The organism is Variovorax sp. F042 (genome assembly GCF_057814215.1).
Window position 1 is genome coordinate 506,101 of the sequence record NZ_JBVASX010000002.1, and the last position, 19,817, is coordinate 525,917.

The window sequence follows — 19,817 nt, forward strand, 5'->3', positions numbered from 1 at the left end:
AGAGGAAGGGAACGCGCATTGTCCGGCGAATGGTGCCGTGCGTACCCTCTTGCGGGTTTCTCCTCAGACCGGGTCCCAGCTGAACACGTCGGCCGAGCGGTCCAGCGGGAAGAAGCTGGCGCGCATCGCGGGCATGGCGTGCTCGGCGATGCTCTGCGGCGTCCAGCCTTCGGAGCGGTGGATGGAGCGCACCGGGCGCGGCTGGCTGATGAGCGAGATCTCGTTGTTGCGCACCGAAAAGATCTGGCCGTTGACCGCGCCGGCCGCATCGCTCGCAAGGTAGACGGCGAGCGGCGCGACCTTGGCGGGCGTCATCTGCTTGATCTTGTCGACGCGGGCGCGCTGCTCGTCGGTGTCGGTGGGAATGGCGCCGATCATGCGGCTCCAGGCAAAGGGTGCAATGCAGTTGGAGCGCACGTTGAATTTCTGCATGTCGAGCGCAATCGATTTCGACAGCGCCACGATGCCGAGCTTGGCGGCCGAGTAGTTGGCCTGGCCGAAGTTGCCGATGAGGCCCGAGGTCGAGGTCATGTGCACCAGCGCGCCCGAGTTCTGCTCCTTGAAATGCGTGGCTGCCGCGCGGCTCACGTAGTAGGAGCCGTACAGGTGCACCTTGAGCACCGAGTCCCACTCGTCGACCGACATCTTGTGGAAGAAGCGATCGCGCAGGATGCCAGCGTTGTTGACCACCGCATCAATGCACCCGAAGCTGTCGACCGCGCACTGCACGATGCGTGCCGCGCTGGCGGCATCGGCCACGTTGTCGGCGTTGGGAACAGCCTGCCCGCCGGCCGCGCGGATCTCGTCGACCACCTGCTGGGCCGGGCCTGCGCTGCGGGTTGGGCCGCTGCCTTCGGCGTCGAGTGCGCCATCGAGCGCGGCGCCGATGTCATTGACCACCACCTTCGCACCGTGGGCCGCCATGGCCAGCGCAATGTCGCGCCCGATGCCGCCGCCCGCGCCCGTGACGACGACCACTTTTCCTTCAACCATGTTTGTCTCTGCTCCGGATGTTCCGCTCGCGGGTTCGCGGGCGAATTTCAGAATGCCACAGGCGGAGCAGGAGCGGGTTTCGGGTTTCCGAAGAGGGGCTTAAGGGCTGCTTCGGCTTACTGCCGCGCCGTGCGGATATTCAACGGCAGCGCCTGCGGCCAGCTCGTGCGGAACGGATTGATGTCCAGCCCGCCACGACGCGTGTAGCGCGCATACACCATGAGCTTGGTCGGCTTGCAGCGGCTCCAGATGTCCGTGAACATGCGCTCGGCGCAGGGCTCGTGGAATTCGTTGTGGTTGCGAAAGCTCACGATGTACGCCAGCAGCCCGGCCTGGTCGATGGGCGGGCCGCTGTAGCGGATCTGCACGCTGCCCCAATCGGGCTGGCCGGTGACGAGGCAGTTGCTCTTGAGCAGGCGGCTGGTGAGGGTTTCGTTCACGTGCACCTGCGTGACGTCGCTGCCCAGCAGTTCGGGGGCGGGCTGGTAGTGGGTGCACTCGATGTCGAGGCGGTCGAGGTCGAGGCCGTCGAGTTCGTGCACCGGCTCGCGGTCGAACATGTCGGGGGCGAGCAGATTCACGCCGATGCCGGCCGACTGGTCGCTGCCGCGCCATGCGGCCTCCGACAGGTCGGCGCGCAGGCGCTCGCGCACCGCGTCGATGCTCGCGAACTGGCTGTTGTTGAAGCTGTTGAGGTAGAGCTTGAAGCTCTTGCTCTCGATGATGTTGGGCGTCTCGCACGGAATGGTGAAGTGCGCGATGGCCAGTTGCGGCTTGCCGCGCAGGTTGAGCCAGCTCACTTCGAAGGCGGTCCAGAGGTCGGCGCCGAAGAACGGCAAGGCGCCGGCCTTGATGCCCATGGCCTCGCGCTGCGTGGCGCGCGCGATGGGAAACAGCAGCGTGGGGTCGTAGTGGTCGGCGTAGGCCGAGGCGCGGCCGAGCTGCGATTGCTCGGGCGTGTTGGGGTTCGTCGGGTCGTGGCTCATGGCTTGGCTTCTCTGGATTCCGCCGCGTGCGCGAACGGAGCAATGTGGTTGGCGAGGATGGTGCACACCTCGGGCGGCAGGTCATGGCCCATGCCGGGAACGGGGACGAATTTCGAGCCCGGAATGCGTTTGGCCGTGTCCTCGCCGCAGGCGATGGGTACGAGCGCATCGGCCTCGCCGTGCAGCACCAGCGTGGGCGACTGGATGCGCGGCAGCACCTGGGGGCGGTCGGCATCGGCGCCGATGGCGAGCATCTGGCGCATCAGGCCGGCCGGGTGGTAAGAGCGCCGCATGCTGAAGGTGAGGCGCTCGGCCAGGTCTTCATCGCTTTGCGGATAGGCGGGGCTCTGGATGAGCCGCAGCAGCCTGATGCTGTGCGCGACCAGTTCGGGCTCGCTGCTGCCCGACGGACGGCGCATGAGCATGGAGGTGACTTCGCGGCGCGGCCCGGGCAGGCCGCGCGCACCACTCGAACTCATGATGCTCACGAGGCTGGTCGCGCGCTGCGGCGCGCTGGCGGCCAGGCGCTGGGCGATCATGCCGCCCATGGAGGCGCCGACGATGTGGGCCTTGGCTATGCCGAGTGCGTCGAGCACGCCGAGCGAATCGAGGGTCATGTCCTGCAGGGTGTAGGCCGAGCGCACCTTCAGGCCGAGGCGGTGGCGAATCGTTTCCCACACCAGGTTGCCGACGCCCGCGCGGTCGAAGCCCTGGCTCAGGCCGATGTCGCGGTTATCGTGGCGCACCACGCGAAAACCCGCCTCCACCAGTTGCTGCACGAAGCCGGTGGGCCAGGCCACCAGCTGCATGCCCAGGCCCATGATGAGCAGGATGACAGGGCGCCCTTCGCCTCCGGTGTCGTCGACTTCGATCTGCAGCCCGTTGGCGGTGACTTTCATTGGTTCCCTGGTCTTCTTTCTCTGGTCTTCTACTTGAACTCGCGCTCGCGCAGCCACTTGGTGGCGACCCACTTTTCGCCCGCCAGCACCGGCGCGCCGCCGTGCAGGGTGCGGGTGACGGGGTCGGGCCGGTCGTAGCTGAAGAACACGCCGCAGCCGCGCACGGGCGCCACTTCGAGGCCCACGTCGGGGAAGGTGGTGGCGCCGCCGCCCTCGGGCTCCTGCAGGTACATCACGAGCGTGGCGACGCGCTGGCCGCCGCGCTTGAGGATGGTGGGCGTGCCCGGCTCGTTCGGGTCGAAGTAGTCGTAGTGCGGGCGGTACTGCGCGCCGGGGGCATAGCGCAGGATCTGCAGGCCTTCGCCGAATTCGAGCGGCCAGCGCAGCAGCGCTGCGATGCGCTGCTCCAGGCGCGCGACGATCTCGTTCTCGCCACGTTCGAAGAACATGCCGTCGCTGGTGCGATCGACGTTGAGTACCTCGCCGCCGGTGCGCGTCTCCACGGTGAGCGAGCGCGCGAGCCGCACGCGCGCAGCGGCAATCAGGCCTTCACACTCTTCGCCAGACAGCAGGTTGCCAAAGACGATGACACGCGGATGCCGCATGGTCTGCAGCACCTGCACTCGGCGGTCGCCTGCGTCGAGGTGCAGCGGCGCGCCATCGAGGTCGGGGCCGGGCATTTCCGTGTGCACGGGCGGCAAGGCCACTTCCATGTTGGGGAAGCCGGCTTCGAGCTGGGCCAGCGCCGTGTCGGCGGCGGCATCGTGCCAGCCGGCCGCGCGCATGGACGCACGCAGCGCCGGCACCGAGTGCCCGGCCGCGAGCTGGGCCACCAGCCACTCGCGCAGTTCCGGACTGATTGGTTGGGACATCAGACTTTTCTCCTGAACACCAGCCTTTCGGCGGTTGACACCTGAGCGTCGAAACCATAACCCTCGAGGTCGAACTTTTCCAGTGCCTTGGGCGTGACCGCCTTGTGCTGCACGGCCCAGCGCGCCAGCAGCCCGCGAGCACGCTTGGCGAAGAAGCTCACGATCTTGTACTTGTCGCCCTTCCACTCCTCGAACACGCATTCGACCACACGGGCCTTGAGCACCTTCTTGTCGACCGACTTGAAGTACTCCTGCGAGGCGACGTTGACGACCACCGGGGTGCGATCGGCCGCCAGGCGCTCGTTCAGGTGCCCGGCGATGCGCGAGCCCCAGAAGGCGTACAGGTCCTTGCCGTGGCGGTTGGCCAACTGGGTGCCCATTTCGAGGCGGTAGGGCTGCAGCAGGTCGAGCGGGCGCAGCAGGCCGTAGAGGCCGCTGAGGATGCAGACATGGTCTTGCGCCCAGTCGAGCTGCGCCCTGGTGAGGGTGCGGGCGTCAAGGCCGCCGTACACGTCGCCGTCGAAGGCGAAAGCGGCCTGGCGGGCGTTCTTCGCGCTGCTCTTGCTGGACCAGGCCTCGTAGCGGGCCACGTTCAGGGCCGAGAGCTTGTCCGACAGGTGCATGAGTTCAGAAATCTGCTGGGGCGACTTCTCGCGCAGTAGCTTGATCAGCTCGACCGAAGGGCCGCGCGGAGACTCGAAATGGGGTTGGGTGGCGGGGAGTTCGGAGGGGAGCGGGGTGTCGTAATCGAGCGACTTTGCAGGGGAAAGCAGGAAGAGCATCCCGGAATTATCAGTGGCTGCCGTGACGCCAGGCCGCCCCGGTAAAATCGCGGGCTATCCCACCCTGTCCCCCAACGGCTCCCTGAAGGGCCGTTCTGCATTTCCCATGAGCGAACCCATCACCCCTTCCGCCCAGCCCGGCCTCGACAGCCTGTCGAAATCGTTCGAACCCGCCGCCATCGAGGCGCACTGGGGCCCGGAATGGGAGAAGCGCGGCTATGCCAAGGCCGGCTTCCGCGGCACGCAGCAACCCAAGGAAGGCGCAGAGTCGTTCGCGATCCAGCTGCCGCCGCCCAACGTGACGGGCACGCTGCACATGGGCCATGCGTTCAACCAGACGATCATGGACAGCCTCACGCGGTATCACCGCATGAAGGGCGACAACACGCTGTGGGTGCCGGGCACCGACCACGCCGGCATCGCAACGCAGATCGTGGTGGAACGCCAGCTGCAGGAGCAGAAGGTCAGCCGCCATGACCTGGGCCGCAAGAACTTCGTGGCGCGCGTGTGGGAGTGGAAAGAAAAATCGGGCAACACCATCACCGAGCAGATGCGCCGCATGGGCGACACGGTGGACTGGAGCCGCGAATACTTCACGATGGACGACGACCTCTCGGCGGTCGTGACGCAAACCTTCGTGAAGCTGTACGAAGAGGGCCTCATCTACCGCGGCAAGCGCCTGGGCAACTGGGACCCGGTGCTCAAGACCTCGGTGAGCGATCTCGAAGTCGAGAGCGAAGAAGAAGACGGCTCGCTCTGGCACATCGCCTACCCGCTGGAAGACGGCAGCGGCACGCTGACCGTGGCCACCACCCGGCCCGAAACCATGCTGGGCGACACGGCCGTGATGGTCCACCCGGAAGACGAGCGCTACAAGCACCTGATCGGCAAGCACGTGAAGCTGCCGCTGGTGGACAAACTCATCCCAATCATTGCCGACGACTACGTCGACAAGGAATTCGGCACGGGCGTGGTGAAGGTCACGCCCGCCCACGACTACAACGACTACGCAGTCGGCCAGCGCCACAAGCTCGAGATGATCGGTGTGCTGACGCTGGACGCGACCATCAACGACAACGCACCCGAGAAGTACCGAGGCCTCGACCGCTTCGTGGCGCGAAAGGCCATCGTGGCCGACCTCGACGCACTGGGCCTGCTGGTCGAGGTGAAGAAGCACAAGCTGATGGTGCCGCGCTGCGCGCGCTCGGGCGCCATCGTCGAGCCGATGCTCACCGACCAGTGGTACGTGGCCATGACGCGCCCCGGCGCCGACGGCCAGTCGATCGCGCAGAAGGCCATCGACGTGGTGAAGTCGGGCGAAGTGCGCTTCGTGCCCGAGAACTGGGTCAACACCTACAACCACTGGATGGAGAACATCCAGGACTGGACCATCTCGCGCCAGCTGTGGTGGGGTCACCAGATCCCGGCCTGGTACGACGAGGACGGCAACGTTTACGTGGCCGAGAACGAGGCCGACGCACAGGCCAAGGCGCCGGGCAAGAAGCTCGTGCGCGACGAGGACGTGCTCGACACCTGGTACTCGTCGGCGCTGGTGCCCTTCTCTTCGCTCGGCTGGCCCGCGAAGACGCAGGACCTCGACCTGTACCTGCCCTCGACCGTGCTGGTGACGGGCTACGACATCATCTTCTTCTGGGTCGCCCGGATGATCATGATGACCAAGCACTTCATCGGCAAGGTGCCGTTCAAGCACGTGTACATCCACGGCCTGGTGCGCGACGCGCAGGGCAAGAAGATGAGCAAGTCCGAAGGCAACGTGCTGGACCCGGTGGACCTGATCGACGGCATCCAGCTGCCCGAGCTGCTCGACAAGCGCACTCAAGGCCTGCGCAAGCCCGAGACGGCGCCTGCGGTGCGCAAGAACACGCAGAAGGAGTTTCCGGATGGCATTCCGGCCTTTGGCGCCGATGCGCTGCGCTTTACCTTCGCTTCGCTGGCTTCGCTGGGCCGCAGCATCAACTTCGATTCGAAGCGTTGCGAGGGATATCGCAACTTCTGCAACAAGCTGTGGAACGCCACGCGCTTCGTGCTGATGAATTGCGAAGGCCAGGACTGCGGCCTGCTGGAGCACACGAAGGAAGAGTGCAAGGTCGGCGGCCCGGCGCATGGCTACCTGAAATTCAGCCGCGCCGACTACTGGATCGTGTCGCAACTGCAGCGCGTGGAGGCCGAAGTGGCCAAGGGCTTCGAGGAATACCGCCTCGACAACGTGGCCAATGCGATCTACCAGTTCGCCTGGGACGAGTTCTGCGACTGGTACCTGGAAATTGCCAAGGTGCAGATCCAGACCGGCGACGATTCGCAGAAGCGCGCCACGCGCCGCACGCTGATCCGCGTGCTCGAAACGCTGCTGCGCCTGGCACACCCGGTGATTCCGTTCATCACGGAAGAGCTGTGGCAGAAGGTGTCGAAGGTTGCAGGACGTGAGGGCGAGTCGATCATGATCGCGGCCTATCCGAAGAGCCAGCCGGAGAAGATCGATGAAGCGGCCGAGGCATATGTGGCGCGGCTGAAGGCGCTGATCGATGCGTGCCGCACGTTGCGCGGAGAAATGAAGCTGTCGCCCGCATTGCGCCCGCCGCTCTATGCCGTGGCCGACGATGCGGAAAGCGCGGCTTTCCTGCGCGACGCCGCGCCAGTGCTGCAGGCCCTGGCAAAACTCAAGGAAGTGAAAGTGTTCGACGACGAAGCTTCGTGGGTAAAAGCCGCCGAAGCTGCGCCTACGGCTGTCGTCGGAACTGTGCGTGTTTGCCTGTTCGTGCCGATCGACAAGGAAGCCGAGTGCGCGCGACTCAAGAAGGATATCGAGCGAATCGAAAGCGAGAAGGCCAAAGTCGAGGCCAAGCTCAGCAACGAAGCCTTCGTCGCAAAGGCTCCGCCGGCCGTGATCGAGCAAGAACGTAAACGTCTGACTGACTTCACGGCCACTCTGGAGCGTTTGCGCGACCAGCTTGTGCGCCTCGGCTGACAGACGCAGGGCTTTGAGGGCGTTTAGGATTCCAGGAGCGGCTGCGCGCCGCTGCGCCTCCTAACTCCCCTCTTCAAGAAAGACGCTGAGCTGCCCATGTCCACTTCCTCGACCCGCATCCGCAAGGCCGTATTCCCCGTTGCAGGCTTTGGTACTCGCTTCTTGCCAGCCACCAAGGCGCAGCCGAAGGAAATGCTGCCGGTGGTCGACAAGCCGCTGATCCAGTACGCCGTCGAAGAGGCGTATGCCGCGGGCATCCGCGACATGATCTTCGTGACCGGCCGCAACAAGCGCGCCATCGAGGATCACTACGACACCGCCTACGAGCTCGAAAGCCAGCTCGAGGCCAGCGGCAAGACCGCCCTGCTCAACATCGCGCGCTCGGTCATGCCCGACGACATGACCTGCTCCTACGTGCGCCAGCCGCGCATGCTGGGCCTGGGCCATGCGGTGCTGTGCGCCGAACACCTGGTGGGCAACGAACCCTTCGCCGTGCTGCTGGCAGACGACCTGATGGTCGGCCCCGATGGCGGCGAGCCCGTGCTGGCGCAAATGACCGCAGCTTTCGCCCGCCTCGGCGGCTCGCTGCTGGCAGTGCAGGAAGTGCCGCTCGCGCACGTCAAGCGCTACGGCATCGTGGCCGGCGACGCGGTCGAAGAAGGCCTGATAAAGGTCAACCGCATGGTCGAGAAGCCCAAGCCCGAAGACGCGCCTTCGCGCCTGGGCGTGGCGGGCCGCTACATCCTCACGCCGGGCGTGTTCGACGAAATTCGCAACCAGCCCAAGGGCGCGGGCGGCGAGATCCAGCTGACCGACGGCATCGCGGCGCTGATGAAGAAGGAATCGGTCTACGCCTATTCGTACAAGGGCATCCGCTACGACTGCGGCAGCAAGGAAGGCTTTCTGCAGGCATCGGTGGAACTGGCGCTGGCGCACCCCGAAGTGGGCGCGGAATTCCGCGAATACCTCAAGAGCCTGAAGCTGTAATCGCCTCTGCTTCGAGGTGCCATCATGAACAAAGGGCCGCAGTAGCGGCCCTTTTCTTTTGTTTCTTTTGCTTCGTCAGCGGCGCTTGAGCACGTGGATGAAGTCGCTGCCGACGGTTTCCTGCTCCATCAGCTCGTTGCCCGTCTGGCGCGCAAAGGCCTGAAAGTCGCGGATCGATCCCGGATCGGTCGACACCACCTTCAGCAGTTGCCCGCTCGCCATTTCGTTGAGCGATTTCTTCGCCTTGAGAATGGGCAATGGGCAGTTCAGCCCGCGCGTGTCGAGCTCGCGGTCAACTTGCATTGCCCGGCTCCGGCGGCAGGTTCAGGCCGCGGCGGCGCTCTTCGTTTTCCGCGGCGGTGAAGAACACGGGCTCGTGCCCGCGCGTGCGCAGCCAGTCGGCCAGCGCATAGCCGGTGCCGGCGGGCCAGCACCGGAGATCGGGCAGGTCGTAGAGGCGGTAGTCGACCAGTTCGGGCGAGAGCTTCACGTCGCCATCGGCCACCACGTGGTACGCGATGATGATCTGGTTCATGCGCTGGAAGTCATACGCGCCGACGAGTTTGGTGGCGCTGACGTCGAGGTTGGTTTCTTCTTTCACCTCGCGCGCAACGCCTTCCTCGGGCGTCTCGCCGGCTTCCATGAACCCGGTGATCAGCGCGAACATCTTGCCCGGCCATGCCGCATTGCGCGCCAGCAGCACCTGGCCGCGGTACTCGACGATGGCCGCGAGCACGGGGGTCGGGTTGTTCCAGTGGGTGTGGCCACAGTTGGGGCAACGCAGGCGCTCCTTGGGGCCGCCGTCTTCCATTAACGCGATCCACTCGAGCGGCGTAGCGCAGACCTGGCAAAACTTGGGATGGGGCATGGGGTCTCTTTTCTTTTTTGTGGCTGCCTGAGCGCCTTGAGCAGGCGCCGCCGCCGTTCGTTGCTTATGCGGGAAAGACGCCCGTCGAAAGGTAGCGGTCGCCCCGGTCGCAGACAACGAACACGATGGTGGCGTTCTCGACCGTCTTCGCCACTTCGAGCGCGGCCCACAACGCACCTGCAGCCGAGATGCCGCCGAAGATGCCCTCTTCGCGCGCGAGGCGCCGGCACATTTCTTCTGCGTCGTCCTGGCTCACGCTGATTTCTTCGTCGACCCGGCTCGGGTCGAAGATCTTCGGCATGTATTCGGCAGGCCATTTGCGGATGCCCGGAATGCGCGAGCCCTCGGCCGGCTGCGCACCGATGATGCGCACTGCCGGGTTCTTCTCTTTCAGGAAGCGCGAGACGCCGGTGATGGTGCCGGTGGTGCCCATGGCGCTCACGAAGTGCGTGACCTTGCCCTTGGTGTCGGCCCAGATCTCGGGGCCGGTGGTCTCGTAATGGATGCGCGGGTTGTCGGGGTTGGCGAACTGGTCGAGCACCCGGCCCTTGCCCTGCGCAACCATCTGCTCGGCGAGGTCGCGCGCGTATTCCATGCCGCCGCTCTTGGGCGTGAGCACGAGCTCGGCGCCGAAGGCCTTCATGGTCTGGGCGCGCTCCACCGAGAGGTCCTCCGGCATGATGAGCACCATGCGGTAGCCCTTGATGGCCGCGGCCATGGCCAGGGCGATGCCGGTGTTGCCGGAGGTGGCTTCGATGAGGGTATCGCCAGGCTTGATCTCGCCGCGCTCCTCGGCGCGCCGGATCATCGAGAGGGCCGGCCGGTCTTTGACCGAACCAGCCGGATTGTTGCCCTCGAGCTTGCCGAGAATCACGTTGCCGCGCTTGGCGTTTTCTGCGGCGTTGATGCGTTGCAGGGCGACCAGGGGGGTCTTGCCAATGGCGTCTTCGATCGTCGGATAATTCATGGCAGCCACTGTGCCATAATTTTGGGCTTCGTTCAGAACCCTGCCCGGGTGGTGAAATTGGTAGACGCAGGGGACTCAAAATCCCCCACCGAAAGGTGTGCCGGTTCGATTCCGGCCCCGGGCACCACACTTTGGCTCGCCCCCAAGCTACGCGCACTTCGTGTCGCTTCGCCTTCCCCCTACCGGGGGCGACACCGGTGGCCCGGCGAAGCCGGTTCCACGGTGTCCCTGGAATGGGCCCCTTCCCCCTTCCCCCTTTATCTTGGCTCGGTCTGCTCGCGCAGCCCCGTATGCACCGTCGGGTGCGCAAGCCGCACCCGCAGTTCGCGCTTGAGACGTGTGTTGTCCAGCCGGCGCGATTCCCCCATGAAACTCAGCAGTTGCAGCGGCAGTTGCCGCTCGGCCTCGCCACGGGCCACTCGCGGCGGGCGGGGCATGCCGTACATGTCGGCGGCCAGGTCTACGTAGTCGCCCATGCGCAGTTCGGTGTCGTCCGAGGCATGCACGATGCGCTGTGGCTTGCCTCGAAACAACGCGGCGATACAGGCGCGCGCAAGGTCGTCTGCGTGGATGTGGCTGGTGTAGACGTCGTCTTCATGCCTCAGCACGGGCGTGCCGCGCTGCAGGCGGCCGCGCGGGGTGCCGTTTTCGCGGTCGGGGGCGTAGATGCCCGGAATGCGCAGGATGCTGGCGCGCACGCCCGCGCTGCGGCCCAGCCAGCGCACGGCTCGTTCGGCGTCCACGCGGCGGTGGGAGCGTGGGGTGTCGGGGCGCACGATGCGGGTTTCGTTCACGCGGGCGCCGCCGCAGTCGCCGTATACGCCGCTGGTCGAGCCGTAGACGAAGGCGGAAGGCACCGACCGCAGCCGCAGTGCCCGCGCCAGTGCAGTAGTGCGCTGGTCGCGCCACCAGGCGGCGCCACCGTCACGGGCGGGCGGTGCCAGGTGCAGCACCCGCGTTGCGATGCCCGCCAGGCGGCGCAGGGTTGCTGCGTCGTCCAGATTGCCCACCAGCGGGCGGATGCCGGCCGTGCGCAGGGCGCCCACGCGGTCGGCCGACGAAGTAAGCGCCACCAGTTGCATGCGGCCGCGCAGGTCGCGCGCCACGCGCTGGCCGACGTCGCCGCACCCGACGATCAGCAGGCGTTCGCGCCGGAAACGCGCTGGCAGAGCGCCGGAGGGGCTATTGATTGAAGGCAAAATCCTGTTCCTGTCCCAATTCAGTTGCTCACCGGGTCTTACGCACGGCCCGGGCAGAGTTCACCCTCGAAGAATACCGATGACTGCTACAGCGCCGCATGAAGCGGGCTTTTCCATCCACGTCGAACCCAGCGGACGCCATTTCGTGGTCCACGGCGACGAAACCATCCTGGCGGCCGGCATTCGCCAGGGCATCGGCCTTCCCTATGGCTGCAAGGACGGCGCCTGTGGCTCGTGCAAGTGCAAGAAGCTCTCGGGCGAGGTCACCCTCGGCCCGCACCAGAGCAAGGCCCTGAGCGCCGAGGAACAGCTCGCCGGTTACGTGCTGACCTGCTGCGCGCACGCCAGGAGCGACGTGGTGCTCGAATCGCGCCAGGTCACGGAGGCCGGAGCGCTGCCGATCCGCAAGATGCCGGTGCGGGTGCTGGCCCTCACGCGCCAGTCGCACGACGTGATGATGGTGCGCCTGCAGCTGCCGGCCGGCGAGCCGCTGCAGTTCTACGCTGGCCAGTATGTGGAGTTCATCCTGCGCGACGGCGCGCGCCGCAGCTACTCGATGGCCAATGCGCCGCACATGCTGGGCGAGCCCGGCACGGGCATCGAACTGCATCTGCGGCACCTGCCCGGCGGCAAGTTCACCGACCATGTGTTCGGCACGATGAAGGAAAAGGAAATCCTGCGCATCGAAGGCCCCTTCGGCAGCTTCTTCCTGCGCGAGGACTCCGCCAAGCCGATGATCCTGCTGGCCTCGGGCACGGGCTTCGCGCCGATCAAGGCGCTGCTGGAGCACATGCAGTTCAAGGCCATCGATCGGCCCGCCACGCTCTACTGGGGCGGCCGCCGGCCGGAAGACCTGTACATGGACGCCTGGGTACGCGAGCAGATGACGCAGATGCCGAACCTGCGCTACGTGCCCGTCATCTCCAACGCCACGCCCGAAGACAACTGGACCGGCCGCACCGGCTTCGTTCACCAGGCCGTGCTCGAAGACTTCGCCGACCTGTCGGGCCACCAGGTCTATGCCTGCGGCGCACCCATCGTGGTCGACTCGGCCAAGCGCGACTACGTGGCGCTGGCGGGCCTGCCCGAGGAAGAATTTTTTGCCGACGCGTTCACTACAGAGGCTGATAAAGCCCTTCCCTGAGACAAAACCAAAAAGAGAATCCCAAGAAAAAATGAAAACGAGACACTTCCTCCTCACCCTGATCGCAAGCACCACCGCCCTGCTGGGTGCCGGCCACGCCATGGCGCAGCAACAGCGCCCCATCCGCCTCGTCGTTCCCTACGCCGCAGGCGGCCCGATCGACAACACGGCACGCATCCTGGCCGAACGCGTCAAGGACACGCTGGGCCCGGTCATCATCGACAACAAGCCCGGCGCGGGCGGCAACATCGGCGCCGACATCGTGGCAAAGGCGCCCGCCGACGGCCTGACGATCGGCATCGCGGCCACCGCCACCAACGCGGTGAATCCGTGGCTCTACAACAAGATTCCGTTCAACGCCGCTACCGACTTCGCACCAATCACGCAGATGGTCCGCGTGCCCAACGTGCTGGTGATGAACGCCGACACGGCCAAGCGCCTGAACATCAACAGCGTGGCCGACCTGATCCGCTATGCCAAGGCCAACCCGGCCAAGCTCAACTACGGCAGCGGCGGCAACGGCAGCGCGGGGCACCTGGCGGGCGAGCTGTTCAAGAAAGAGGCGGGCATCTTCGCGCTGCACATTCCGTACAACGGCGGCAGCCCGGCGCAGCTGGCGCTGATCTCGGGGCAGGTCGATTTCAACTTCGACAACCTCGCCACCGCCGCGCCGAACATCCGCTCGGGCAAGCTGAAGGCGATTGCGGTGACGACGCTGCAGCGCAGCGCCTCGCTGCCCGACGTGCCGCCCATCGCCGACACGCTCAAGGGCTTCTCGATCGACACCTGGTGGGGCCTGGTCGCGCCAGCGGGTACGCCGCACGACGTGGTCGTGAAGCTCAATCAGGCCTTCGTGGCAGCCTTGAACGCACCGGAAACGAAGACGCGCTTCGCCGGACTGCTGGCGGAGCCGGTGGCCGGCTCGCCGGAGCAGTTCGGCGCTTTCATGAAGAGCGAACTCTCCAAGTACGAAGCGGTGGTCAAGGCCACCGGCGCGAAAGTGGACTAACCCCCAGGCTGCGCGCACTTCGTGTCGCTTCGCCCTCCCCCCTTGCAGGGGGCAATACCGGCGGCCCGGCAAAGCCGGTTCCGCGGTATTTCTTGAAGAGACCGGGACTACTCGCCCAAGTAAGCGGCCCGCACGCGCGGGTCGCTCAGCAGTTCCTTGGCATCGCCGTTCATCGTGATGAGGCCGGACTCCATCACGTAGCCACGGTCGGCCAACTGCAGTGCGCGGTTGGCGTTCTGCTCCACCAGCAGGATCGTGACGCCCTGCGAGGCCACGGTCTGCACCACCTCGAAGATCTTGTCGCACATGATCGGCGACAGGCCCATGGTGGGTTCGTCCAGCAGCAGCACCTTGGGGCGCGCCATCAGCGCGCGGCCCATGGCCAGCATCTGCTGTTCGCCGCCCGACATGGTGCCGGCCAGCTGGTCCTTGCGCTCGCGCAGGCGCGGGAAAGTGACGAACACGCGCTCCATGTCGCTCGCGATGGCGGCCTTGTCCTTGCGGATGTAGGCGCCGATCTGCAGGTTCTCGGTAATGGTCATGCGCGTGAACACGCCACGGCCTTCGGGCACCATCACGAGGCCCTCTTCCACCAGGTCCCACGCGCCGCGGCCCTTGATGCTGCGGCCCAGGAACTCGATGTTGCCGGCCCCGGCCGGCAGCGTGCCAGTGATGGCCTTCATGGTGGTGGTCTTGCCGGCGCCGTTGGAGCCGATCAGCGACACCAGTTCGCCTTCGCGCACCTCGAAGTCCACGCCCTTGACGGCCTGGATGCCGCCGTAGCCGACCTTCAGGCCGGAGACCTTCAGCAGCGTCTTGCCGGTGGCCTTGGCTTGTGCGGCATTGGCCCGGGTTGCTTCTTCAGCGCTTGTCATGGTTGCGGTGCTCATTTCAGTGGCCTCCCGTGCCGAGGTAGGCCTCAATCACTTTTTCATTCTTCTGCACGTCGGCGGGCGTACCTTCGGCAATCTGCTTGCCGTAGTCCAGCACGGTGACGCGGTCGCACAGGCCCATGATGAGCTTGACGTCGTGTTCGATGATCAGGATGGTGCGGTCGTCCTTGCGGATGCGGTCGATCAGTTCGCGCAGCAGCACCTTCTCGGTGGAGTTCATGCCGGCGGCGGGCTCGTCGAGCGCGATGAGCTGCGGGTCGGTGGCCAGTGCGCGTGCAATTTCGAGACGGCGCTGGTCGCCGTACGACAGCGTGCGCGCCTTGTAGTCGGCGAACTTGCCGATGCCCACGTAGTCGAGCAGTTCCTGTGCGCGCTTCGCAATGGCCTTCTCTTCAGCCTTGAAGCTGCCCGTGCGCAGCATGGCGCCGAAGATGCCCGACTGCGTGCGGATGTGGCGCCCGACCATCACATTCTCCAGCGCCGTCATTTCGGCGAAGAGGCGGATGTTCTGGAAGGTGCGTGCAATGCCGGCCTTGGCCACTTCATGCACGGCCGTCGGCTGGTAGGGCTTGCCTGCGAGTTCGAAGGTGCCGCTGTCGGGCGTGTACAGCCCGGTGATCACGTTGAAGAAGGTGGTCTTGCCAGCGCCGTTGGGGCCGATCAGGCCGTAGACCTGGCCGCGCTTGATGGTGATGCCCACGTCGGACAGGGCTTGCAGCCCACCGAAGCGCTTGGAAATTCCACGAACGTCGAGGATGGTGTCTGTCGTCATGTTGATTTTTCCTTCGGCGTTCAGGGATTGATCGACATGGGACGCGAAGCCGCACCCGGCACTTCGTCGGCAGGCGTATCGATGCCCGGCGCGTGCGTTTGCAGCGATCCGGGGGCCACGGCCGCATGGGTCGGGTCGACGGGCACGCCGCCCTTCTTCGTCAGCGTCTTGCCGTGCTCCGGCGAGGGCCAGAGGCCGCGCGGACGCACCAGCATGATGATGATCATGGCGAGTGCAATGAAGAGCTGGCGCAGGATGGACGCGTCGAGGCGGCCACCGGTCAGCGACTGCAGCGGGCCGGCAACGTAGCGCAGCACTTCGGGCAGCGCTGCAAGCAGCACGGCACCGAGAATGACGCCGGGCAGATGGCCAATGCCGCCGAGCACGACCATGGCCACGATCATCACCGACTCCATCAGGCTGAAGGATTCGGGCGACACGAAGCCCTGGAAGGCCGCGAACATCGCGCCCGACACGCCGCCGAAGCTCGCGCCCATGCCGAATGCCAGCAGCTTCATGTTGCGGGTGTTGATGCCCATCGCCTTGGCGGCGATTTCATCTTCGCGGATGGCCATCCAGGCGCGACCGATGCGCGAGACCTGCAGGCGGTGCGAAATGATCACGGTGGCGATCACCAGCGCAAGGAACAGGTAGTAGTACAGCGACACCGACGAGATCGAGAAGCCGTCGAACTTCCATGCCTTGCCGAGGTCCAGGCCCCAGAACTTGATGGAGTCGATGGCCGTGATGCCCTTCGGACCGTTGGTGATGTTGACTGGTTGGTCGAGGTTGTTCAGGAACACGCGGATGATTTCGCCGAAGCCCAGCGTGACGATGGCGAGGTAGTCGCCGCGCAGCTTGAGCGTGGGCGCGCCGAGCAGCACGCCGAGCACGGCGGCCACCACCAGCGCCAGCGGTATCACGATCAGCAGCGAGGTGTGCATGCCGTTCGGGAACATCTGCGCGAACCACGGGAAGGTCTCGGTCAGGTGCGACGAGCCCATGAGCGCGAAGAGGTAGGCCCCCACCGCGAAGAAGGCGACGTAGCCCAGGTCGAGCAGGCCGGCGTAGCCGACCACGATGTTCAGGCCCAGTGCCAGCAGCACGTAGAGCAGAGCGATGTCGGCGATGCGCACCCATGCGTTGCCCTGCATCTGCAGCAGCAGAGGCAGCGCGAGCACCGCGATGATGCCGATGACGTAGAGGGCGAGGTTCTTGCTGTTCTTCATGTCTCGCTCCTTACGCACGGTCCGCCACGCGTTCGCCGAGCAGGCCGGACGGACGCAGCGTGAGCATGACGATCAGCACGATGAACGCGAAGATGTCGCTGTAGTTGCTGCCCAGCACACCGCCCGTGATGGTGCCGATGTAGCCCGAGCCGATGGCCTCGATAAGGCCGAGCAGGATGCCGCCGACCACCGCGCCGGCCAGGTTGCCGATGCCGCCGAACACGGCAGCCGTGAAGGCCTTGAGGCCGGGCAGGAAGCCCATCGCGTGCTGCGCGATGCCGTAGTTGGACGCGTACATCACGCCGGCGATGGCCGCGAGCACGGCGCCGATGATGAAGGTGGCCGAGATGACCATGTCGGGGCGGATGCCCATGAGCGCGGCGACGCGCGGGTTCTCGGCGGTGGCGCGCATTGCGCGGCCGAGCTTGGTGTAGTTGACCAGCCACATGAGCACCACGAGCGAGAACGCCGTGACGCTGAGGATCATCACCTGCGTGGGCGAGATCACCGCACCGCCCACGTGGATGGGATCGGTCGACAGCAGGTTGGGATACGCCTTGTTGGTCGGCTTCCAGATGATCATTGCCAGCGTCTGCAGCAGGATCGACATGCCGATGGCGGTGATCAGCGGCGCGAGCTTGGGGCTGTTGCGCAGCGGCCGGTAGGCCACTTTCTCGATCACGAAGTTGAGGGTTGCCGCGACAACGCAGGCAATGATCAACGCGATGAGGAGGATCAGCCAGCCCGGTGTGTTGGGCATGCCGTCCTTCATGAGTCCGATGATGGTCCAGCTCGTGAGAGCCCCGACCATCAGCACTTCTCCGTGCGCAAAGTTGATCAGATTGATGATGCCGTACACCATGGTGTAGCCCAAGGCTATCAAGGCATACATGCTGCCGAGAACCAGACCGTTGATGATCTGCTGCAGCAAAATGTCCATATCGCGATTCCCTATGTGTTGCACCGTTGCGGGGTGCCATTCACCCACCAGGGCACCGGTTTGGCGCCCCTGAGCTGACAAGCAAAAAACCAGCCAACATGTGTCGCTGGCGGATTTGTGGGCGGGATTGTAAGCACGCACCAGCGCTGATTTGGTGCGCTTGGACCGGGGTTTACCCGCTCACGTCATGCTGTATGCGCGTGGGGTCATGCACGCTTTGCGCGCATGCTGCAAGACGGTATCGATGCGGGTATCGACGATCTTGTCAGCCGTTGCCTTCGGCGTTCCGGCGGCGCAGTTCGCGCAGCTTTTCCGCGATGCGGATCTCGAGTCCACGCTCTACAGGTTCGTAGAAAACCTGGCCTTCCAGCCCGTCGGGAAGGTAGCGCTCGCCGGCGGCGAAACCGCCCTCCTCGTCGTGCGCATAGCGATAACCCTTGCCGTAGTCGAGCTCCTTCATGAGCTTGGTGGGTGCATTGCGCAGGTGCATGGGCACCGGGCGTGTGCTGTCCGTCTTCACAAGGGCACGCACCGCGTTGTAGGCCTTGTAGACGGCATTCGACTTGGGCGCGATCGCGAGGTAGACCACGCATTCGGCCAGCGCCAGTTCGCCCTCGGGGGTACCCAGGCGTTCGTACACCTCGGCCGCATCGAGCGCCAGGCGCAGCGCGCGCGGATCGGCCAGGCCGATGTCTTCGCTGGCCATGCGAACCAATCGGCGCGCCATGTAGCGCGGATCGGCACCGCCGTCGAGCATGCGCACGAACCAGTAGAGCGCGGCATCGGGGTCGCTGCCGCGCACGGATTTGTGCAGCGCGCTGATGGTGTCGTAGAACTGTTCGCCGCCCTTGTCGTAACGCCGCATGCGCTCGCCGAGCACGCGCAGCAGCCACTCGTCGGTGATGTGGTCGAGCTTTTCGGCACGGGCCGCGACGGCGAGCGTTTCGAGCGTGTTGAGGAGCCGGCGCGCATCGCCGTCGGCATAGGCCACGAGGCGGTCGACCGCTGCGGCGTCGATGGCGGGCACGGCCTGGATGGCCTGCGCGCGCGCCACGATCTGCTTGAGGTCGTCTTCGCCCAGCGACTGCAGCACGTAGACGGCTGCACGCGAGAGCAAGGCCGAATTGACTTCGAACGAAGGGTTCTCGGTGGTCGCGCCGATGAAGGTGAAGAGGCCCGACTCCACGTGCGGCAGGAAGGCGTCCTGCTGGCTCTTGTTGAAGCGGTGCACCTCGTCCACGAAGATGATGGTGCGCCGCTGCTCCAGCCCGTCGCGCGCGGAGGTGGCACGGTCGACGGCTTCGCGGATGTCCTTCACGCCACCCAGCACCGCGCTGATGCTCAGGAACTGTGCGTCGAAGGCATCGGCCATGAGCCGCGCAATGGTGGTCTTGCCGGTGCCTGGCGGCCCCCAGAGGATGCAGGAATGCGGCTGGCCCGACTCAAAGGCGATGCGCAGCGGCATGCCCGGGCCGAGCAGGTGCTGCTGGCCGATCACCTCGCCCAGCGTCTTGGGACGCAGGCGCTCGGCAAGGGGTTGATGAGCAGTGTTGGCCAAGCCTGTGGCTTACTGCTTGACGACGTCCGCGCCGGCCGGCGGCTTGAAGTCGAACACGCTGGCCGGCAGCGAGGGGTTCACCTCGACCTTGCTGAACTTGAGCACCGAGCGCTGGCCGAAGCTGTCGAGGATTTCAAGCGCCGCCAGCGCATCGCCCTGGAAGCCGACCTGCACGCTCTGCAGTTGGCCGTCCTTGTTCTTCGGCGTTGCCTTGACCCACTGCAGGCCGTCGCGCTCCGGCGCGGCTTCGAGCGTGAAATCGGCCTGCAAGGCTCGCAGATCGGGCGCGGCGGCAATCAGCGCCGCGGGCGTGGAGCCCAGCGCCTGCGCCTGCGCGCGCTGCGTGACCTGGTTCAGGTCGGCGTCGTAGAGCCACAGCGTCTTGCCGTCGGCCACGATGTTCTGCGCAAAGGGCTTCTGGTAGTCGAACTTGAATTTGCCGGGGCGCTGGAATTCGAAGGTGCCGGTCGATGTCTTGGTGCGGCCCGGTTGCCCTTCGCGTGCCGGGGCGGTCACGGTCTGGGTGAAATCGGCGCGGCCGGATTTGACCGTCTTCACGAAGGTTTCAAGGCTTTCGAGCCCGCCGGCCCAAGCGTTGGCGGAACTCAGGAGGGCGATCAATAGCCAATGACGCAATTTCAATTTGGATTCCTCTGAATAGCTGTGGCACTGGGCTTCGACCCTACCCGCCGCGAATTGCGGCAGGTGTAGGCCTTGATGAAGATTTGCAATG

At 65.5% G+C, this 19,817-nt stretch carries 19 protein-coding genes and 1 tRNA gene; 5 read left to right on the plus strand and 15 right to left on the minus strand.

What is annotated here, in order from left to right; translation table 11 throughout:
• Positions 1-63: 63 nt before the first annotated feature.
• The 5 genes from ACZYSP_RS10850 to yaaA all read right to left on the minus strand — a co-directional run bounded on the left by ACZYSP_RS10850 (position 64) and on the right by yaaA (position 4,532).
• Positions 64-993: an SDR family NAD(P)-dependent oxidoreductase gene (locus ACZYSP_RS10850; protein WP_093075730.1), complete on the minus strand. Its 930-nt coding sequence runs from the start codon at positions 991-993 to the stop codon at positions 64-66.
• Positions 994-1,109: 116 nt separating this feature from the next.
• Positions 1,110-1,979 (minus strand): NADPH-dependent 7-cyano-7-deazaguanine reductase QueF, encoded by an 870-nt coding sequence (queF, locus tag ACZYSP_RS10855; RefSeq protein ID WP_093075731.1) that lies wholly within the window; start codon positions 1,977-1,979, stop codon positions 1,110-1,112.
• Positions 1,976-2,878, minus strand: coding sequence for an alpha/beta fold hydrolase (locus tag ACZYSP_RS10860; protein ID WP_093075733.1), 903 nt, complete (start codon positions 2,876-2,878; stop codon positions 1,976-1,978). The genes queF and ACZYSP_RS10860 overlap by 4 nt, the downstream gene beginning before the upstream one ends.
• 29 nt (positions 2,879-2,907) lie before the next feature.
• Positions 2,908-3,750: a 2OG-Fe(II) oxygenase gene (locus ACZYSP_RS10865; protein ID WP_093075735.1), complete on the minus strand. Its 843-nt coding sequence runs from the start codon at positions 3,748-3,750 to the stop codon at positions 2,908-2,910.
• Complete coding sequence (yaaA, locus tag ACZYSP_RS10870) at positions 3,750-4,532, minus strand: peroxide stress protein YaaA (protein WP_489014127.1); 783 nt, start codon at positions 4,530-4,532, stop codon at positions 3,750-3,752. Before yaaA ends, ACZYSP_RS10865 begins: the two co-directional genes overlap by 1 nt.
• Positions 4,533-4,638: 106 nt before the next feature.
• On the opposite strand from yaaA, the gene ACZYSP_RS10875 reads away from it, so the two are divergent.
• Both ACZYSP_RS10875 and galU read left to right on the plus strand, forming a co-directional pair.
• A complete protein-coding gene (locus ACZYSP_RS10875; protein ID WP_093075738.1) occupies positions 4,639-7,518 on the plus strand; it encodes a valine--tRNA ligase in 2,880 nt (959 codons plus the stop codon).
• Between the two features lie 96 nt (positions 7,519-7,614).
• Positions 7,615-8,505 carry a UTP--glucose-1-phosphate uridylyltransferase GalU gene (gene galU, locus ACZYSP_RS10880; RefSeq protein ID WP_093075739.1) on the plus strand — a complete coding sequence of 297 codons (891 nt, stop codon included), beginning with the start codon at positions 7,615-7,617 and terminating at the stop codon, positions 8,503-8,505.
• Between the two features lie 75 nt (positions 8,506-8,580).
• Here the strand turns inward: galU and ACZYSP_RS10885 are convergent, their stop codons facing one another.
• The 3 genes from ACZYSP_RS10885 to cysM all read right to left on the minus strand — a co-directional run bounded on the left by ACZYSP_RS10885 (position 8,581) and on the right by cysM (position 10,340).
• Positions 8,581-8,808 (minus strand): sulfurtransferase TusA family protein, encoded by a 228-nt coding sequence (locus tag ACZYSP_RS10885; protein ID WP_056509850.1) that lies wholly within the window; start codon positions 8,806-8,808, stop codon positions 8,581-8,583.
• Positions 8,798-9,373 (minus strand): NUDIX domain-containing protein, encoded by a 576-nt coding sequence (locus ACZYSP_RS10890; RefSeq protein ID WP_093075741.1) that lies wholly within the window; start codon positions 9,371-9,373, stop codon positions 8,798-8,800. Before ACZYSP_RS10890 ends, ACZYSP_RS10885 begins: the two co-directional genes overlap by 11 nt.
• 64 nt (positions 9,374-9,437) lie before the next feature.
• On the minus strand, positions 9,438-10,340 hold the full coding sequence (gene cysM / locus ACZYSP_RS10895; protein ID WP_093049007.1) for a cysteine synthase CysM: 903 nt from the start codon (positions 10,338-10,340) through the stop codon (positions 9,438-9,440).
• A gap of 42 nt (positions 10,341-10,382) precedes the next feature.
• On the opposite strand from cysM, the gene ACZYSP_RS10900 reads away from it, so the two are divergent.
• Positions 10,383-10,467 (plus strand) — tRNA-Leu (locus tag ACZYSP_RS10900).
• A 130-nt stretch (positions 10,468-10,597) separates the two neighbouring features.
• Here the strand turns inward: ACZYSP_RS10900 and ACZYSP_RS10905 are convergent.
• Positions 10,598-11,539, minus strand: coding sequence for an NAD-dependent epimerase/dehydratase family protein (locus ACZYSP_RS10905; RefSeq protein ID WP_093075742.1), 942 nt, complete (start codon positions 11,537-11,539; stop codon positions 10,598-10,600).
• A gap of 79 nt (positions 11,540-11,618) precedes the next feature.
• On the opposite strand from ACZYSP_RS10905, the gene ACZYSP_RS10910 reads away from it, so the two are divergent.
• Both ACZYSP_RS10910 and ACZYSP_RS10915 read left to right on the plus strand, forming a co-directional pair.
• Entirely contained in the window at positions 11,619-12,683 is a 1,065-nt protein-coding gene (locus ACZYSP_RS10910; protein WP_093075744.1) for a CDP-6-deoxy-delta-3,4-glucoseen reductase, read from the plus strand.
• 31 nt (positions 12,684-12,714) lie between these two features.
• Complete coding sequence (locus ACZYSP_RS10915; RefSeq protein WP_093048997.1) at positions 12,715-13,692, plus strand: Bug family tripartite tricarboxylate transporter substrate binding protein; 978 nt, start codon at positions 12,715-12,717, stop codon at positions 13,690-13,692.
• 107 nt (positions 13,693-13,799) lie between these two features.
• Here the strand turns inward: ACZYSP_RS10915 and ACZYSP_RS10920 are convergent, their stop codons facing one another.
• The 6 genes from ACZYSP_RS10920 to lolA all read right to left on the minus strand — a co-directional run bounded on the left by ACZYSP_RS10920 (position 13,800) and on the right by lolA (position 19,726).
• Entirely contained in the window at positions 13,800-14,567 is a 768-nt protein-coding gene (locus tag ACZYSP_RS10920) for an ABC transporter ATP-binding protein (protein ID WP_093050343.1), read from the minus strand.
• A gap of 16 nt (positions 14,568-14,583) precedes the next feature.
• Positions 14,584-15,357 (minus strand): ABC transporter ATP-binding protein, encoded by a 774-nt coding sequence (locus ACZYSP_RS10925; RefSeq protein WP_093048994.1) that lies wholly within the window; start codon positions 15,355-15,357, stop codon positions 14,584-14,586.
• Between the two features lie 20 nt (positions 15,358-15,377).
• Entirely contained in the window at positions 15,378-16,586 is a 1,209-nt protein-coding gene (locus tag ACZYSP_RS10930) for a branched-chain amino acid ABC transporter permease (RefSeq protein WP_093075745.1), read from the minus strand.
• Between the two features lie 10 nt (positions 16,587-16,596).
• A complete protein-coding gene (locus tag ACZYSP_RS10935; RefSeq protein WP_093048988.1) occupies positions 16,597-17,526 on the minus strand; it encodes a branched-chain amino acid ABC transporter permease in 930 nt (309 codons plus the stop codon).
• 265 nt (positions 17,527-17,791) lie between these two features.
• Positions 17,792-19,084, minus strand: a complete 1,293-nt coding sequence (locus ACZYSP_RS10940) for a replication-associated recombination protein A (protein WP_093075747.1) — start codon at positions 19,082-19,084, stop codon at positions 17,792-17,794.
• A gap of 9 nt (positions 19,085-19,093) precedes the next feature.
• Positions 19,094-19,726 carry an outer membrane lipoprotein periplasmic chaperone LolA gene (gene lolA / locus ACZYSP_RS10945; protein WP_093048981.1) on the minus strand — a complete coding sequence of 211 codons (633 nt, stop codon included), beginning with the start codon at positions 19,724-19,726 and terminating at the stop codon, positions 19,094-19,096.
• Positions 19,727-19,817 lie beyond the last annotated feature (91 nt).